This is a genomic window from Pseudomonas sp. FSL W5-0299, assembly GCF_005930655.1.
Taxonomy (GTDB): domain Bacteria; phylum Pseudomonadota; class Gammaproteobacteria; order Pseudomonadales; family Pseudomonadaceae; genus Aquipseudomonas; species Aquipseudomonas mandelii.
This window is the reverse complement of record NZ_RXHX01000004.1, coordinates 304,273-320,441: the sequence shown is the minus strand read 5'-3', so window position 1 is coordinate 320,441 and position 16,169 is coordinate 304,273. Positions and strand designations below refer to the sequence as shown.

16 protein-coding genes are annotated in these 16,169 nt (G+C 60.5%); 6 read left to right on the top strand and 10 right to left on the bottom strand.

What is annotated here, in order from left to right; all coding sequences use genetic code 11:
• The 5 genes from FHL16_RS08570 to FHL16_RS08545 form a co-directional block, all read right to left on the bottom strand.
• A partial coding sequence (locus FHL16_RS08570; protein WP_138739025.1) for a hypothetical protein occupies window positions 1-342 on the bottom strand: 342 nt, incomplete at its 3' end.
• A gap of 140 nt (window positions 343-482) precedes the next feature.
• Window positions 483-2,423, bottom strand: coding sequence for a cyclic di-GMP receptor LapD (gene lapD, locus FHL16_RS08565; protein WP_077748027.1), 1,941 nt, complete (start codon window positions 2,421-2,423; stop codon window positions 483-485).
• Between the two features lie 22 nt (window positions 2,424-2,445).
• Entirely contained in the window at window positions 2,446-3,153 is a 708-nt protein-coding gene (gene lapG / locus FHL16_RS08560) for a cysteine protease LapG (RefSeq protein WP_010461977.1), read from the bottom strand.
• Between the two features lie 221 nt (window positions 3,154-3,374).
• Window positions 3,375-3,770, bottom strand: a complete 396-nt coding sequence (locus FHL16_RS08550; RefSeq protein WP_042932301.1) for a YbaN family protein — start codon at window positions 3,768-3,770, stop codon at window positions 3,375-3,377.
• 10 nt (window positions 3,771-3,780) lie between these two features.
• The gene (locus tag FHL16_RS08545; protein ID WP_077748026.1) at window positions 3,781-4,368 is read right to left on the bottom strand and encodes a UPF0149 family protein; all 588 of its coding nucleotides are present in this window, start codon (window positions 4,366-4,368) and stop codon (window positions 3,781-3,783) included.
• Window positions 4,369-4,778: 410 nt separating this feature from the next.
• On the opposite strand from FHL16_RS08545, the gene recQ reads away from it, so the two are divergent.
• The 4 genes from recQ to FHL16_RS08525 all read left to right on the top strand — a co-directional run bounded on the left by recQ (window position 4,779) and on the right by FHL16_RS08525 (window position 9,703).
• Window positions 4,779-6,905 (top strand): DNA helicase RecQ, encoded by a 2,127-nt coding sequence (gene recQ / locus FHL16_RS08540; RefSeq protein WP_010461973.1) that lies wholly within the window; start codon window positions 4,779-4,781, stop codon window positions 6,903-6,905.
• Between the two features lie 120 nt (window positions 6,906-7,025).
• Complete coding sequence (locus tag FHL16_RS08535; protein WP_010461972.1) at window positions 7,026-7,460, top strand: MarR family transcriptional regulator; 435 nt, start codon at window positions 7,026-7,028, stop codon at window positions 7,458-7,460.
• A gap of 128 nt (window positions 7,461-7,588) precedes the next feature.
• Window positions 7,589-9,370 carry a FimV/HubP family polar landmark protein gene (locus FHL16_RS08530; RefSeq protein WP_077748025.1) on the top strand — a complete coding sequence of 594 codons (1,782 nt, stop codon included), beginning with the start codon at window positions 7,589-7,591 and terminating at the stop codon, window positions 9,368-9,370.
• Window positions 9,371-9,415: 45 nt separating this feature from the next.
• The gene (locus FHL16_RS08525; RefSeq protein WP_010461968.1) at window positions 9,416-9,703 is read left to right on the top strand and encodes a SelT/SelW/SelH family protein; all 288 of its coding nucleotides are present in this window, start codon (window positions 9,416-9,418) and stop codon (window positions 9,701-9,703) included.
• Here FHL16_RS08525 and FHL16_RS08520 read toward each other — a convergent pair.
• Both FHL16_RS08520 and FHL16_RS08515 read right to left on the bottom strand, forming a co-directional pair.
• Window positions 9,697-10,587 (bottom strand): DMT family transporter, encoded by an 891-nt coding sequence (locus FHL16_RS08520; protein ID WP_077748024.1) that lies wholly within the window; start codon window positions 10,585-10,587, stop codon window positions 9,697-9,699. The genes FHL16_RS08525 and FHL16_RS08520 overlap by 7 nt on opposite strands.
• A 72-nt stretch (window positions 10,588-10,659) precedes the next feature.
• Window positions 10,660-11,424, bottom strand: a complete 765-nt coding sequence (locus FHL16_RS08515; RefSeq protein WP_077748023.1) for a helix-turn-helix transcriptional regulator — start codon at window positions 11,422-11,424, stop codon at window positions 10,660-10,662.
• A 129-nt stretch (window positions 11,425-11,553) separates the two neighbouring features.
• Between FHL16_RS08515 and FHL16_RS08510 the strand changes: the two genes are divergently transcribed.
• Window positions 11,554-12,369 carry a UDP-2,3-diacylglucosamine diphosphatase gene (locus tag FHL16_RS08510; RefSeq protein WP_010461962.1) on the top strand — a complete coding sequence of 272 codons (816 nt, stop codon included), beginning with the start codon at window positions 11,554-11,556 and terminating at the stop codon, window positions 12,367-12,369.
• 137 nt (window positions 12,370-12,506) lie between these two features.
• Here FHL16_RS08510 and FHL16_RS08505 read toward each other — a convergent pair whose 3' ends face one another.
• Window positions 12,507-13,097, bottom strand: coding sequence for an HD domain-containing protein (locus FHL16_RS08505; RefSeq protein ID WP_077748022.1), 591 nt, complete (start codon window positions 13,095-13,097; stop codon window positions 12,507-12,509).
• 99 nt (window positions 13,098-13,196) lie between these two features.
• Window positions 13,197-13,508 (bottom strand): DUF962 domain-containing protein, encoded by a 312-nt coding sequence (locus FHL16_RS08500; protein ID WP_010461958.1) that lies wholly within the window; start codon window positions 13,506-13,508, stop codon window positions 13,197-13,199.
• A 163-nt stretch (window positions 13,509-13,671) separates the two neighbouring features.
• On the opposite strand from FHL16_RS08500, the gene FHL16_RS08495 reads away from it, so the two are divergent.
• Window positions 13,672-14,733: an AraC family transcriptional regulator gene (locus FHL16_RS08495; RefSeq protein WP_202979491.1), complete on the top strand. Its 1,062-nt coding sequence runs from the start codon at window positions 13,672-13,674 to the stop codon at window positions 14,731-14,733.
• Here the strand turns inward: FHL16_RS08495 and FHL16_RS08490 are convergent.
• Complete coding sequence (locus FHL16_RS08490) at window positions 14,690-16,144, bottom strand: TrkH family potassium uptake protein (protein WP_010461954.1); 1,455 nt, start codon at window positions 16,142-16,144, stop codon at window positions 14,690-14,692. The genes FHL16_RS08495 and FHL16_RS08490 overlap by 44 nt on opposite strands.
• Between the last annotated feature and the right edge of the window lie 25 nt (window positions 16,145-16,169).

Here is a 16,169-nt window from a genome sequence, read left to right as displayed (position 1 = left end):
ACCCTGATTGAAACGGGTCACCCGGTAAGCCAGCGTGTGCGTCCCGGTCAGCCAATGCCTGGGTTCGACCCACAAGGTCACCCGCTGACCGACTTCGGCGTCGTCGGTGATAATGTGCTGATTGACCACCTGGTCGTCGAACTGCAGCTCGACCTTGTCGCCTTTGCCCATGCTTGACCAGGCCGGGACGTAGACCTTGAGCCCGTTGATGGGGAAGTTGTCCAGGGCGGCGGCGCGGTTGATTGCCCAGACGTCAGTGGAAGAGTCCAGTAGACGGGCACCGGGGATTTCTGGTTCACGCAGCAGCATGGAAACAAGGTGACGGACGGGTTGCACGAGCATGGGGAGACTCCTGTCGAGGGGGGATGTGCGACGGAGTCATTTAAGGTGTTAGACCGTGCGGTTGGCTACTGTCAGAAATAACAGGTAAGTCCCTGTTTCCGATAAGCGGTAATGCATTAGCAGGATTGGCGTTAACCGGCCTACATCGGCTCCGGCGGCCCGATCAACCGTCCCATGACCCCGAACAACCCCAACGCCCGAATCACCTCGAGCTCGCCTTTGGTCTCGACCATCTCCGCAATCAACGGCAAATCAATGCTGTTGGTCGCCCGGTAGATCGCATCAATAAACACCCGCTTGTCACTCTGCTCATCAATGTGGCGGATGTACGCCCCATCGATTTTCAAGTACGCCAATCCAAGCTGCGTCAGGTTGCCGATCTGGCTGAAGCTGCCGCCAAAGTGCTGCAAGCCGATGCGATAACCGGTGTCGAGCAGGCTGTGGCTCAGGCGTTGCAGTTCATCGGGGGGCGGCAGTTGGCGTTCGTCGATTTCCAGGGTCAGCAGAGGTGCCAGATCGGGCAGTGACTCGAGCATGTCGACGATTTGTCGCAGTTGCGCCGGGTCGCGCAAGGTGCTGCCGGAGAGGCTCAACGCCAAGGGCCAGCGGTTGACGATGAGGTAGTCGAGGGTGGCTTCGAGCATCGCCAGGTCGAACCGCGCGGTCCAGCCGAGACGCTCGATCCACGGCAGGAAATGCCCGGCGGCGATGGCCTCGCCTTGCGGGTCGAGCAGGCGCGCGAGGACTTTGTGGTGCAGCACCTGGCTGGTGTCGGCGCATTGCACCACGGGTTGGAAATACAGCTGCATTTTGCCCTCGGTGAGGGCGTCGTCGATCCAGGTGCGCCAGTCGTGTTGGGTGTGGTTCGTCGCGGTATCGGAGCGGGCCAGATGCACCCACGGCCGTTCGGGATGTTGCTGGGCCTGAGCCAGTGCTTGATCGAGGCGCAGCAGGACGTCGCTGGCCGGTTCGCCGGGCTGATAAGCGACCACGCCCAAATGCGCCACGGGCATGCAATCGCTGGCACCGGTCAGGCGCAGATTTTCCAGGGTGGCGCTGATTTCCGAGGCGAGTCGGGCGGCTTCGGTACTGTCCAGGCCGGGGGTCAGCAGGCTGAACTCACCACCACGATTGCGCGCCGCCAGCCAGGTACGGCGTTCAGGCAGCTGCGTCAGACGCTTGAGCAATTCGCCGACGGCGCTGATCAGCCCGTCGGTGCGCAGTCCGCCCAGGCGCTGGTTGAGGCCGATCAGGTCGTTGATCCGCAGCATCAGTAAATGGCCGTCACTGCTTTGCTCGGAAACCAATAAATGGTCGGCCAGTTGTTCATCCAGCAAGCGTCGATTGGCCAGGCCGGTGAGGCTGTCCTGATAAGACTCGGCGCGCAGTTTTTCGCTGCGCGTGGCTTCTTCGGAAAACAGCGCCTTGAGCTTTTCGACCATCTGATTCATGGCCAGCACCACACGCCTCAGTTCAGGTGTGCGTGGCAATTTGGGCAGGCTGAGGAACTCGCGTTTGCTGATGGCTTCGGCCTGCCTGACCATTTTGTCGAGCGGGCGCAATTGCCGGCGTAACAACCATCCACCGAATACGGCGCTGAGCAATCCGCAGACCAACAGCCAGATCAGGCTGCCGAGGGTGCTGTCCCAGAGTTTGGCCAGGGCGAACTGCGGATTGCTCAGCACTTCGACCCGCGCCACCTGTTCCCAACCGCGCATGACCAGGGCATCGCCACCTTCCGGGCGCAGGTTGACCAGGCTCACAAACCAGCCGGGCACGCCATCGATCTGTGCCGGCGCGCTGCGCTCCACCAGCACTTGTCCATCGACGATATTGACGACGCGGATGCTGCGGAAATAGCCGCTGTCGAAAATCGAGCTGACCATCAATTCGGTCATCGCCGGGTCGTCGATCTGCGCGGTCAACGATAAACCCAAGGCGGTGGCAGCGTCCTGGGCGTGGGAGCGCAACTGGCCGAGCATCTGTTCACGGGAGCTTTCCAGGCTGACAAAAAAACTGCCGCTGAAGGCCACCAGCAAGAACAGGCAAATGGCGAGAAACAACTGTTTGCGCAGTGACATAAAACGCTCCTTGCGATGGCGGCTAGCCTTCGCCCACGGCGAACCCTTCGGCTTGCATCTTTTTCAACACGTCTTGCCAACGCGACAACTTCTTCGAGTCGCTGCTGCGTTTGCCGCCATTGGCCCCCGGCAAGTACAGGCCTTCGGCATTGAAGGCGTACACCGGCAACAGGTCTTTGCGTTGGGAGGCGGGGCGGATCTCGCCGATCAGGTTGTCGAGCACCAGCGGCTCGGCCGTGGGGCTGCTGTAGAAGGTCAGCACCATGTGCGCCTGGTTTTGGGACAGTGCCTTGACGTAAGTAATGCGCAGTTTCTCGCTGGGAATCCCGAGTTGGCGCAGGCTGAAATATTTCGCCAGGGCGTAGTCTTCGCAGTCGGCGGCGCCCTTGATCAAGGATTCTTCCGGCGTGGCCCAGTAATCGGTCTGGCGCCAGATGCGCGTGTCGTCCTGAAAATTCAGCTGTTGATTGAAGAAGCGATTGACCGCGTCCAGTTGTTCGCGCTCGGGTTGGTTGAGTTCGCTTTTGAGCATTTGACTCCAGGCCTCGATTCTTCCTTGGGCGGGGCCGAGCGGACCGTAGCGCTTTTCGGCGATTTGCAGGATCTGCGTAAAGTTCCAGTTGGCCCACACGCTGCCGAGCCCGGTCAGCAGAAAACTGGCCAGCAGCAGCCATCCGCCGAGCCGAAGTCGGAGCGTTGACCTTCCTGGACTACGCCATCGACGGGACATGTCTGGCTGCTCGGGTGCAGATGACTGAAGTCTAGGCGGTGTTCTTTAAAAGACAGGACTAATCGTCGGGTCGGCAGATGGACCCTGTGGCGAGGGCGCTTGCTCCCGTTCGGCTGCGAAGCAGTCGCCAAACCAATCAATGAGGTCTGTCAGGAGAATTGGGGGGAGGTTCTGGGGATGCTTCGCAACCCAGCGGGAGCAAGCTCCCTTGCCACAGAAGCTCAGGGCTTTTGCAGGGTTTTCTGTTTGAGGATGTAGATCGTCACCAGCACCGCGCTGGTCAGCATGGCCCCTCGCGCCCACGGCAGGGGCACCAGGTAGCAGGAGAACAGGATGCTCACCCACATCAGGCCGATGGCGTAGACCTTGCCCTTGAGCGGGATGCCGTTGCCGTCAAGGTAGTCGCGAATCCACGGGCCAAGCCGTGGATGCCCCACCAGCCATTGATAGAAACGTGGCGAACTGCGGGCGAAACAGGCGGCCGCCAGCAGCAGGAAGGGCGTGGTGGGCAACACCGGCAGGAAAATCCCGATCACCCCCAGCGCTACGCTCAGCCAGCCGATGGCTAGCAGCACGTAACGCAACATCAGGGAGCGGTTGCCTATGGGGTTGTCCATAGGCAAAACCTTAGTGGTGACGTGGCTTGAGGATCGCCGGTTTTTCGTCTGGCGCCTGGCACAGCAGGTACAGCGCGGTCAGGGCTTCCGGGATCTGCACGATCATGTCGTCCATCAGATTGGCGTCTTTGGCGATGTCTTCGAACTCAGGCTGTTCGTCGAACAGACCCGAACCGACCATGATCGGAAGCAGCATTTCGCTGACTTCGTCTTCGGCGGTTTCGAACCAGGCCGCTTCGCGCAGGAACACGCCTTCCATGAAACCGATGCACCAGCCGCGCAGGTCGGAATCGTCCGGCTCTTCGCCCAGGTCCAGGTCGCAAGGCAGCTCGAACTCTTCATCGGAGGCCAGTTGGCGCGCGATGTGAGCCTTGAGGGCCAGCAGGGTGGATTCGATCGCTTCACGCTCGGTGTCGTCGGAGTAATGCGGCTCTTCGGCGAAGAGGGCGTCGATCCATTCACGATCCGGAACCTCTTCGGAACAGATCGACAGCGCAGTGAGGTAGCCGTGGGCGGCCACGTAGTCCAGCGCCTCGTCGTGCAGTTCGTCGGCGTCGAGGAAGACTTGCAAACGGGTTAGTTGCTCAGCGAAGGACATTAAAGGGCTACCTTGGGGAATTAACAGATGCGGGAATTCTAGGCCTTCTTGAGCGCTCAGGCCAGCCGCGCGGGATATTTGCAACGCTGGGACCTCACAAACACCGCAATCCCTGTGGGAGCGAGCCTGCTCGCGATGAGGTCGGTACATCCAATACATTTATCGCCTGACATGCCGCCATCGCGAGCAGGCTCGCTCCCACAGGTTGTGCGGTGTTTGTCCTTATGTGTCTTCTCAGCGGTGCCCTTTGCAAGGGAGGCCTCGGGTATACTCGCGCGTTTTGTGATGCCCTGCTGGCGTCGCGGCTGAAATGTGAAGCGTCATGCAATGCGCACTTACGATTTGTCAGTGCAGCCTGCGTGGTTCTGAACCAGCCTTGCAGGGATGTTTCGGTGATTTTTGGAGTTTTTATGCTCGAACAGGCTCAACGCGTCCTCAAGGACATCTTCGGCTACGACAGTTTCCGTGGCCGCCAGGGTGCAATCATTGAGCGCGTGGCCAGTGGCGGTGACGCCTTGGTGCTGATGCCTACCGGCGGCGGCAAATCCTTGTGCTTCCAGGTGCCGGCGCTGCTGCGCGAAGGCCTGGCCGTGGTGGTATCGCCGTTGATCGCACTGATGGACGATCAGGTCGCGACCCTCGAAGAGCTCGGCGTCGCCGCCGCCGCATTGAACTCCACCCTGAGCGCCGAGCAGCAGCGTGATCTCGCCGCGCGGATCAAGCGCGGCGAAGTGAAGATGCTGTATCTGGCGCCCGAGCGTCTGGTCCAGCCACGCATGCTGGCTTTCCTGCAAAGCCTTGAAATCGCCCTGTTCGCCATCGACGAAGCACACTGCGTGTCCCAATGGGGCCATGACTTCCGTCGCGAATACCTGCAACTGGGCCAGTTGGCGGAGCTGTTCCCCAACGTCCCGCGTATTGCCCTGACGGCCACGGCCGACAAGCGCACCCGCGAAGAAATCGTCGACCGTTTGCATCTGCAGAACGCTGAGCGCTTTCTCTCGAGCTTCGACCGTCCGAACATTTTCTACCGCATCGTACCCAAGGAGCAGCCGCGCAAGCAGTTGCTGGCGTTCCTTGCCGAGCGCCGCAGCGATGCCGGTATCGTCTATTGCCTGTCGCGCAAGAAAGTCGACGAAGTTGCAGTGTTCCTCAGTGAGCAAGGTTTTCCGGCGCTGCCGTACCACGCCGGTTTGCCCAACGACACCCGGGCCCATCACCAGAAGCGCTTCCTCAACGAAGAAGGGCTGATCATGGTCGCCACCGTGGCGTTCGGCATGGGCATCGACAAGCCCAACGTGCGCTTTGTCGCCCACCTCGATTTGCCGAAATCCCTTGAGGCGTACTACCAGGAAACCGGTCGCGGCGGCCGTGATGGTCTGCCGGCGGATGCCTGGATGGCTTACGGCCTGCAAGATGTGGTGATGCTCAAGCAGATGCTGCAAAACTCCGAAGGCGATGAGCGCCACAAGCGTCTGGAGCAACACAAGCTCGATGCCATGCTCTCGCTCTGCGAAGAAACCCGCTGCCGTCGGCAAACCTTGCTGGCCTACTTCGACGAAGACATGCCCGAGCCGTGCGGCCATTGCGACAACTGCGTCGATGGCGTGCAGACTTGGGACGCCACCGAGCCGGCCCGTCAGGCGCTCTCGGCAATCTACCGCACCGGCCAGCGTTATGGCGTCGGGCATCTGGTGGACGTGCTGCTGGGCAAGGACAACGAAAAGATCCGCAGCTTCGGCCATCAACACCTGTCGGTGTATGGCGTTGGCAAGGCCATGGGCGAGAGCGAATGGCGCTCCCTGTTCCGCCAGCTGGTGGCCCGTGGCCTGGCAGACATTGACCTCGAAGGCTACGGCGGCCTGCGCCTGAGCGATACGTGCCGGCCGCTGCTCAAGGGCGAAGTGACCCTGGAACTGCGCCGCGACCTCAAGCCGCAGACCACCGCCAAAAGCAGCAAGAGCCAGGCGAGTCAGCTGGTTCGTGGCGAAGAACGCGAACAGTGGGAAGCCTTGCGTGCCTTGCGTCGCAAGCTCGCCGAGGAACATGGCGTGCCGCCTTATGTCATCTTCCCCGACTCGACACTGTTGGAAATGCTCCGCAGCCAGCCAACCTCTCTGGCGGAAATGGCCACGGTCAGCGGCGTCGGCGCACGCAAGCTAGAACGTTACGGCGAAGCCTTCCTCGAAGTGCTGGGCGGTCAGGTCGAGGCACCGAAAGTCGTTGCCGACGTGCGCCACGAGTTGATCACCCTCGCTCGCGCAGGCATGACGCCGCTGCAGATCGCCGGTCAGCTGCAATGCTCGGAAAAGAATGTCTACACCATGCTTGCCGAGGCCATCGGCAAGCAGCAGTTGTCGCTGGAACAAGCGCTGGACCTGCCCGAAGAATTGATGGGCGAAGTTCAGGATGCCTTCCTCGATGGCGAGGGCGAGTTGCCGCCAGTGTCGGAGATTGCCGCGCTGTTCGCCGGGCGAGTGCCGGAAGGTGTCTTGTACTGCGTTCGGGCGGCGCTGCAATCCGAATTCGAGGTTTAAATGACCTGTTACAGTGATGTAACGATTCACTACAGACCAGACCTTGCCTCAAGCCAACGGTCATGCTTAGCTGACTAATAATTAGTTTTTCTCTATTTTCAGTCTAATCATGAGTTTTTTATGCCGTTAACCGATCAACACCGTTTTGGCATGCAACTGGCCCAGATGTCGCGCGGCTGGCGTGCCGAACTGGATCGCCGTCTGGCTGGCCTGGGTCTGTCCCAGGCGCGCTGGCTGGTGCTGCTGCACCTGGCGCGCTTCGAAGAAGCACCGACCCAGCGTGAACTGGCGCAAAGCGTCGGCGTCGAAGGGCCGACCCTGGCCCGGTTGCTCGACAGCCTGGAAACCCAGGGTCTGGTCCAGCGCCAATCCGTGCTGGAAGACCGCCGGGCGAAAAAAATCGTCCTCTGTGCTCCGGCCCGTCCTCTGATCGAACAAATTGAAACCATTGCCACTCAACTGCGCCGCGAACTGTTCGACGGCGTCGATGAGGCGGATTTGAAGGTGTGCATGCGGGTCCACGGGCACATTCTGGCCAACCTGGAAAAATCTTGAGGCATAACCACGCGCCAGCTTTTTGAGATACCCCGTTGGGCAGACTATAAAGAACTACTAGGCAATATCGTGTTCGTACCGGATGTGCGAACGCGTACAGGTTGGTTCTGGTTATCTAAGGGATGCTCATGCTCGAGAGTTGGCACGTTGTATTGAAGTGTTGCGCCAGGCTGCTTCTGGTCGGTGGTGCTGTCACTTACTCGGCATTGGCCCCTGCGCTGGGATTGGGCGACATTACCCTTCATTCCGCGTTGAATCAGCCGTTGCGCGCTGACATTGCCCTGGTCGATGTCGGCGGGCTGGAGGAGGGCGAACTCTCGATCAGCCTGGCGACAGCGGAGGAATTCACCCGCGCCGGCGTCGATCGGGTGTTCTTCCTCAACGACCTGAAGTTCACGCCGGTCCTGCGGGGCAATCGCAGCCTGATCCGGGTGACCTCCAACAAACCGGTCAATGAACCTTTCCTGAATTTCCTGGTGCAGCTCAATCAGCCCAATGGGCGCTTGCTGCGCGAGTACACGGTGCTGATCGATCCGCCGGGTTCACCGGGGATCGTGCCGGCAGAAGACGAACCTGCCGCCAGCCCACAGAACTCTCCATTCCCGAGCGTCAAACCGGCCACTGCGCCGGCACCGGCGGCGAAGAAGTCCGCACCGGCGCCGGCCGTCGTGCAACCTGCCACCGATCCTGCCGCCGAACAACTGGCCGCCAGCGTGTTGCAAAACCAGCAGCTGCAAAAAACCATCGATGAGTTGAATGCAAAGCTTCAGGCTCAGGATGAACAGATCGCCGGTCAGAAGAAACAGGTGAGCGAACTGCAAACCCGGCTGTCGGAGGTCAATCAGGCGCCGCCGGTGACTCCGGTAGCGGTGGCACCTGCCCCCGTCGTTGTTGAAGAGCCCGAGGCCAGCCATTGGCCGCTGATTATCGGCTTGCTGGCGCTGATCGCGCTGGTATTGCTGGGGCTGTTTGTTCGACGTCAACGCCAGCAGGTTCAGGCGTTACCCGAGCCTTCGCCCGTTTTGCCCGTTTCACCCTTGAAACAGGAGCCGGGGCTTGAGCGTGCGGCGCACCCGTCGGTGCAACAGCCCATGCTGAAACCCGCTCCGGATCATCGTGAAGAGGCGCCGACAGGCGATGTGCTCGAAGGGGTCGGCATCTACCTGGCGTATGGCCGTTTTTCCGAAGCCGCAGGGTTGTTGCGAGAAGCATTGGTCAAGGAACCGCAGCGCACGGATCTGGGCGTGCAACTGCTGGAAATCCTCGGCAAACAGGGGGATGTTCCCGCCTATGACGCACAGGAAAAAAACCTGCGTGACGGCGGGCTCGACGAAAAAAAGCTTGAGGACATCCGCGCCCGCCACCCGAAACTGAGCAATGCGGCACCAGCGGCACCAGCGGCACCAGCGGCACCAGCGGCAGCCGTCGCAGTCATCGCTTCCACGCAAGCGGCACCTGCCGACGAGTTCCAGTTGAATCTGGATGACCTGTCCATGGATTCCAGCTGGGACCTGATCAGCCCTTTCGACAACGCTAAACCTTCAGACGAATCACCCAAGGCCGTAGAGCCGGCGTTCACCTCGAATCTGCACGTGTTGCCCGAGGTATTCGAGATGCCTGAAGAGCCCACGCTGGATGAGCCAGAGCTTGAGTGGGTCGCCGAACCGGACTCACAGGCGCTGAGCGACGACTTTCTCGATGAGTTCAGCGATCCCGGTCAGTCCTTGGAGCTTGACTCCCTGACCTTGGAGCCTGTCGAGCCGAGCAATGCCGGTAAACTGGAACAAGCCCAGACCTGCATCGATGATGGCGACCTGGACAGCGCCATCGAACTGCTCAACGAGCTGCTCAAGGAGGGCGATGAGCCGCTCAAGCAAACCGCCCGGAGCCTGTTGGCCGGGATCCGCTGAGCCACTACTATAGCGGTGCCCTCTGGCTCAGGAGTCTTGTCCGTCATGACCACGCATAAACCGGAAATCATCATCACCTACTGCACGCAATGCCAATGGTTGTTGCGTGCGGCCTGGCTGGCCCAGGAGCTGCTGAGCACCTTCGGCGACGACTTGGGCAAAGTGTCGCTGGTGCCCGGCACTGGTGGGGTTTTCCATATTTTTTGTGACGAGGTGCAGCTCTGGGAGCGCAAGGCCGACGGCGGTTTCCCGGAAGCCAAGGTGCTAAAGCAGCGGGTCCGCGATCAGATCGACCCGGACCGCGACCTCGGTCACAACGACCGCACTCAGTGAGATGCGGCTTCGGCTGCCACGGTCTTTTTGCTTGAACCGGACAGTCTGCTGGAGACCACAATCGCGACGATGATCAAAGCGCCACCAAGCAGCATGCGCAACGTCGGGTTTTCATCGAACAACAACCAGGCCACGGTGATGCCGTACACCGGTTCCAGGGCGAACACCACGGCGGCGGTGCGCGCCTTGATCACCGCCAGGCTGGCGACGAACAGACTGTGAGCGACGCCGGTGCAGAACACCCCGAGCAAACCGATCCACAGCCAGTCGATGGCGCGGACGTCGCTCAACTGCGGCGCCGCTACCGGCAGAAGGCACAGCGCGACCACGACGTTCTGACACAGCGCGGCCTGCACCGGCGGGATTCTGCCGGAGCTGGCGCGGTTGGTCAGCGACAGCAGGGCGAACAGCAAGCCTGAACCGATCGCCCAGAGCAGGCCCGTGGTGGCGCCACTTGCCAGATCGAAGTCCGGCGTGACCAGCACCAGCCCGACACTTACCAGCACCACCAACAGAATTTCATTGGCGCGGATCCGCTCCCGGAATATGACCCCTTCGAGGATCACGGTAAACGCCGGGAAGCTGGCGAAACCCAGGGTCGCTATCGCCACTCCGGCGACTTTAACCGCAATGAAAAAACTCACCCAATGCCCGGCCAGCAGCAAGCCACTGAGAAGCAGACGGCGCCAGTCCTGCGCTTCGAGTGTGTACCAGCGCGTCCTGCTGGCAAACCGCGCGAACACCGCCAGGGCGAGTACCGCAAATGCCGCGCGACCAAACACGATGACCGCGGGCGAGGCAGCAGCGAGTTTGCCGAACACACCGGTCAGGCCGAACATCAATGCGCCGATATGCAGGGCGCCAAGGGCGGTACGGGGAGTCATTGCGATCCTTAACAACAAGACAAACAGAGGGGGACATTGAACCGCGCCATACTCGCTGAGTCTGTCGGCAGACTATCGACTTTTGTCGCCAGCCTCGCGCCGCAGTTCGCCCGGAGTCTTACTAAACTCGCGCAACACCGCTGCGGCAAAGGCACTCTGCGAACTGTAACCGACCCGACTGGCAATCTCGCCGATGGGCAATGGCGAATCGCGCAGCAGTCTTACCGCACTATGCAGCCGCCGGCTGCGGATGTAATCCATCGGCGTCTGCCCGCACTCAGCGACAAACCGCGCATGCAATCGGGCACTGGACAGCCCGGCAACGCGCGCCAGGTCGGCGACCTGCAATGGATACGCCGCGTACTGATCGATATGCGCATTCAACGCCGCATATGGCAGACGGCGACCGCCCACGATTTCAGGCTTGGCGTTATTGAGGCTGGCCAATAACAGCACCGCGCCTTGCTGGGCAATCAACGGGTCACTGACCTGGCTGCCCGCCAGCCAACTCACCAATTGGCTTTGCCCGGCATCCAGCGGCAGGCGCCCAGCGTTGTCGAGCAAACGGCGGCTGGCGTCGGCGTGATCGCCAAGGGACTGCGAAACCCATTGGTCACTCGGTATATCCAGCACCAGGCAGCGGCTGCCATTGCTGCTGCCGCAGGCGTGATGAAACCCCGACGGCACCACCACGAAACTCTGCTGAACCACCTGGCTACCATGCCCGTCGACCTCGAAGTCCAGCGCACCCGACAACCCGAACACCAGTTGTGCGTGGTCGTGGCTGTGGACGATCAGGTCCTTGGTGTATTGGCGCAGCGTGAGGATCGGTCTCATCGCAGGTCTCCCGGTCAAGATGCGACCAGTCTACACCGGCCGGGCGTTGTCACAGGATTGACTCGCGGCTGTCATGGGCCATTAACCCGAACCGCGCAAGCTTGCCAAAACTTGTCCTGAGGGTTGCCAATGACCAGCGCCGAGCTCGCCAAACCCAGCCGTAAGCAACGTGTGCGGACCTTGTGGATTTCCGACGTGCATCTGGGCACCCGGGACTGCCAGGCCGAACACCTGTCGCAGTTTCTCAAGGGCTACCACGCGGACAAGATCTACCTGGTCGGCGACATCATCGATGGCTGGAAACTGCGCGGCGGCATGTACTGGCCTCAGGCGCACACCAACGTGATTCGCCGCCTGCTGACCATGAGTAAGCGCGGCACCGAGGTGATCTATGTCACCGGCAATCACGACGAATTCCTGCGCCGCTATTCGAAGCTGATCCTGGGCAACATCCAACTGGTGGACGAAGCGGTGCATGTGACCGCCGATGGCCGCCATCTGCTGGTGATCCACGGCGACCAGTTTGACGTGATTACCCGGTATCACCGCTGGCTGGCCTTTCTCGGCGACTCGGCCTACGAATTCACCCTGACCCTCAACCGTTGGCTGAATCACTGGCGCGCGCGTTATGGCTACGGCTACTGGTCGCTGTCGGCCTACCTCAAGCACAAGGTGAAAACGGCAGTCAGTTTTATCAGCGACTTTGAAGAAGCCATCGCCCACGAGTGCGTCAAACGCGAGTTGCATGGGGTGGTGTGCGGGCACATTCACCATGCCGAGATTCGCAAGGTCGGCGGGGTGGATTACCTCAATTGCGGGGATTGGGTGGAGTCGTGCACGGCGTTGATCGAGCATTGGGACGGGTCGATCGAGTTGTACCGGTTGGCGGATGCCCAGGCGCGGGAGGCCGAATTGAAAGCCTTGAAGATCGCAGAGCCGGCATAAAAGTCAGCGTGCCTGGTCTGGCCTCATCGCGAACAGGCACGCGCCCACAATTTTGACCATATTGACCTGAACGGACTCTGACACCTGTGGGAGCGAGCCTGCTCGCGATGGACCGCGCAGCGGTCCCCCCGGACCTGTCAGGCTGGCGAATATGCTTCCATCGCCGCCTTGTAGATCGAATGCTTCGGTTGCGCAAACAAGCGCTCCATCATTGGCTCAAAGAAGCTCAGCGGTAACGTCTCGTAAGCCGGATCAAACGCCGCCGCGTCATATTTGGCGCAGAACTCGATGGTCGCCTGATACTGCGGATGCCCGCTGAATTGTTCGCGCAGATGCCGATCCATTCCCAGGTGATGGAAGAAGTAATACCCCTGAAATATCCCGTGCTTTTCCACCATCCACAGGTTTTCGGCACTGACGAACGGCTTGAGGATCGCCGCGGCGATGTCCGGATGGTTGTAGGAACCGAGCGTGTCGCCGATGTCGTGAAGCAGCGCGCAGACCACGTATTCTTCATCCCGGCCATCGCGCCAGGCACGGCTGGCGGTCTGCAGGGAATGGGTCAGCCGATCCACCGGGAAGCCGCCAAAATCACCCTCCAGCAATTTCAGGTGCGCCACGATCCGTGACGGCAACTGCCTGGCGTAGGCACTGAAGTCGGCGGCGATGATCGCCCAGTCTTCCTGCGTGCCATCCTGCATGTGGGTGAATCGTGCATTGGCGTTCATCAGCTATCCTCTTGTTCTAATCGAAAGGGATGTCTTGAGTGTAGGACTTGGATCCAACATCGCACTGGCTGCGCAGGACGCTTTGATGGCCAGTGGAGCCTAGAAGGGCACGCGACCCAGAATCATGTCGCGGTACATGACAAAGTCGCCGAGCAGGCTATAAAGAGGATGCTGAAACGTGGCGGGACGGTTCTTCTCGAAAAAGAAATGCCCGACCCAGGCGAAGCTGTAACCCGCCAGCGGCAAGGCGAGCAACATCAACCAGGCACCTTTGCCGATGGTCAGCGCCAGAATGAAGATGACCAGGCTGGTGCCGATAAAATGCAATCGTCGACAGGTGCTGTTGCTGTGTTCACTGAGGTAGTACGGGTAAAACTCAGCGAAACTGTTGAAACGTTTGACGTTTTCCACGACTGCGATCTCTGTGGTTGTTGTTCTGATTGCAAGTTGTTCTGCGGGTAGCTTATTTGAGTCTAGAGTGATCATTGGCATCAGCCAGTGACAATGGGCGCCACTTTAGTATCCTTCGAAAACTTGCCGCGGTAGACGGCTCACAAAACAGTAAGAAAACGCCATGAGCGAACGAACGACTTCTGCAAGCTGGGCGATGGGGATTGTCAAAGCACTGGAGATGGACGGCCTGGATTGCCGGGTTCTGTTCAAGCAGCTGGGGCTCGACTACGCGTCTCTGGATGATCCGGATGCGCGCTTCCCGCAAGACTCCATGACACGCCTGTGGCAGCGCGCGGTCGAGCTGTCCGGCAACCCGGCGATTGGCCTGAACATGGGCAAGGTGGTGCGACCGGCGTCCTTCCATGTGGCTGGTTACGCACTGATGTCCAGTCAGACCCTGGCCGAAGGCTTTCAGCGGCTGGTGCGTTATCAGCGGATCATCGCCGAAAGTGCCGACCTGAGTTTCCGACTGCTGGATGAAGGTTATGCGCTGATTCTGACGGTGCATGGCGATCACTTGCCGCCGACCCGACAGAGCGCCGAAGCGTCGCTGGCCTGCGCGCTGGCGCTGTGTGGCTGGTTGACCGGGCGCACGTTGCAACCGCGCAAGGTGTTGATCCAGGGCGATCAGCCTGTCGATCTCGAACCCTATAAACAAGCGTTCCATGCGCCGTTGGTGTTCAACGCGCCCTATGACGCCTTGATCTTCGAATGCGCCGACATGGAGGCGCCGCTGCCGACGGCCAACGAGGCGATGGCGCTGTTGCACGACCGGTTTGCCGGCGAGTACCTGGCGCGGTTTTCCGAGAGCCGCGTGACCCACAAGGCGCGCCAGGTGCTGTGCCGTTTGCTGCCCCAGGGCGAACCCAAGCGCGATACGGTGGCGCAGACGCTGCACCTGTCGCAACGCACCTTGCAACGCCGTTTGCAGGAAGAAGGCACGAGTTTTCAAACCTTGCTCGACGACACGCGACGTGAACTGGCCGAGCAGTACCTGGCGCAACCCACCATGACCCTGCTGGAAATTGCCTACCTGTTGGGGTTTGCCGATCCGAGCAACTTCTTCCGCGCCTTTCGACGCTGGTTCGACGCCACGCCCGGCGAGTACCGGGCGCGGCTGATGGAAACGCCGGCGCTGGTCAGTGCCGCCAGAACGCAGGAATACACAGAACAAACACCGTAATGATCTCCAGTCGGCCCAGCAACATGCCGAACGAGAGAATCCACTTGGCAGCGTCCGGCAAGGTGGCGAAGTTGCCCGCCGGGCCAATGGTCTCGCCCAGGCCAGGACCGACACCGGACACGGTGCTGGCGGCGCCGGTCAGGGCGGTCATCCAGTCGACGCCGAGCAGCGACAGCAGCAAGGCAATCACGCAGATGGTGATGGCGAAGAAGAACGAGAAGGTCAGGATCGAACGCACGATCTCTTCGTCGAGACGATGGCCGTTGTACTTCTGCTTGATCACCGCGCGCGGATGAATCAATTGGTTAAGGTTGGCCTTGAGCAGGATGTAGGCGACCTGGAAACGGAAAATCTTGATCCCGCCAGCCGTCGAGCCTGAGCAACCGCCGACAAACCCCAGATAGAAGAACAGCATCAGCGAGAAGTTGCCCCAGAGGCTGTAGTCCCCCAGTGCAAATCCTGTCGTGGTGACGATCGAAGTCACGTTCAGCGCTACATGTCGCAACGCTTCAAGCCAATGCAGCTGGGTGGTCCACCAGTACCAGGTGCCGAGCACCAGCCAGGTCACCAGCAACATGCCGAGCAAGCCTTGCACCTGCTGATCCTTGATCAACGCTCGACGGTTACCGCGCAAGGTCGCCACGTACAGGGTGAATGGCAGGCTGCCGAGAATCATGATGACAATCGCCACCCAGTGCACCGCCGGTTGTGTCCACTTGGCCAGGGACTGGTCGGACGTTGAGAAACCTCCGGTGGAAATCGCTGACATCGCGTGGTTGATCGCATCGAACGGGCTCATTCCGGCCCACCAGAACGCCAGGCTGCCGAGAATAGTGATGCCCACATAAGCCGCGACGATCAAACGCGCCACCATGTGCGAACGGGGCATGACCTTTTCGGAACGGTCCGACGACTCGGTCTGGAACAGCCGCATGCCACCGATGCGCAGCAGCGGCAGAATGGCCACTGCCATGCCGATAAAGCCGATCCCGCCGATCCAGTGCAACAACGAGCGCCACATCAGGATGCCGGGGGACATGTCGTCGAGGTGGTTGAGTACGGTTGAGCCGGTGGCCGTGATGCCGGACATGCTTTCGAAGAACGAGTCGGTGTAGCTGATGTGCTGGGTCAGCAAGAACGGCAGCGCGGCAAAGACGCAGACCACCAGCCAGCTGCTGACGGTCAGCAAGTACATGTCTCGCGGGCGCAAGTGTATGTGTTCGGGCCGGCCGGGGATGACCAGGGCCAAACCCGCGACGAAGGTAATCATGCTCGCCCAGAGGAACGACGGCAGATCGCTCGTGCGCTCGAAAATCACCAGGGTGGCCATGGGCACGACCATGGCGATGGCCAGCGTGATCAGGAAGATGCCGATGATGAAACCAATAATCCGTAAGGTCGGCAACGCCATGAAGTCCGCTCGGGCTGAAGAAGGG

Bases quoted from the DNA above. Each gene is read 5' to 3' on its own strand.
- lapD (WP_077748027.1), bottom strand. From the start codon at position 2,423: ATGTCACTGCGCAAACAGTTGTTTCTCGCCATTTGCCTGTTCTTGCTG.
- lapG (WP_010461977.1), bottom strand. From the start codon at position 3,153: ATGTCCCGTCGATGGCGTAGTCCAGGAAGGTCAACGCTCCGACTTCGG.
- FHL16_RS08550 (WP_042932301.1), bottom strand. From the start codon at position 3,770: ATGGACAACCCCATAGGCAACCGCTCCCTGATGTTGCGTTACGTGCTG.
- FHL16_RS08545 (WP_077748026.1), bottom strand. From the start codon at position 4,368: ATGTCCTTCGCTGAGCAACTAACCCGTTTGCAAGTCTTCCTCGACGCC.
- recQ (WP_010461973.1), top strand. From the start codon at position 4,779: ATGCTCGAACAGGCTCAACGCGTCCTCAAGGACATCTTCGGCTACGAC.
- FHL16_RS08535 (WP_010461972.1), top strand. From the start codon at position 7,026: ATGCCGTTAACCGATCAACACCGTTTTGGCATGCAACTGGCCCAGATG.
- FHL16_RS08530 (WP_077748025.1), top strand. From the start codon at position 7,589: ATGCTCGAGAGTTGGCACGTTGTATTGAAGTGTTGCGCCAGGCTGCTT.
- FHL16_RS08525 (WP_010461968.1), top strand. From the start codon at position 9,416: ATGACCACGCATAAACCGGAAATCATCATCACCTACTGCACGCAATGC.
- FHL16_RS08520 (WP_077748024.1), bottom strand. From the start codon at position 10,587: ATGACTCCCCGTACCGCCCTTGGCGCCCTGCATATCGGCGCATTGATG.
- FHL16_RS08515 (WP_077748023.1), bottom strand. From the start codon at position 11,424: ATGAGACCGATCCTCACGCTGCGCCAATACACCAAGGACCTGATCGTC.
- FHL16_RS08510 (WP_010461962.1), top strand. From the start codon at position 11,554: ATGACCAGCGCCGAGCTCGCCAAACCCAGCCGTAAGCAACGTGTGCGG.
- FHL16_RS08505 (WP_077748022.1), bottom strand. From the start codon at position 13,097: ATGAACGCCAATGCACGATTCACCCACATGCAGGATGGCACGCAGGAA.
- FHL16_RS08495 (WP_202979491.1), top strand. From the start codon at position 13,672: ATGAGCGAACGAACGACTTCTGCAAGCTGGGCGATGGGGATTGTCAAA.
- FHL16_RS08490 (WP_010461954.1), bottom strand. From the start codon at position 16,144: ATGGCGTTGCCGACCTTACGGATTATTGGTTTCATCATCGGCATCTTC.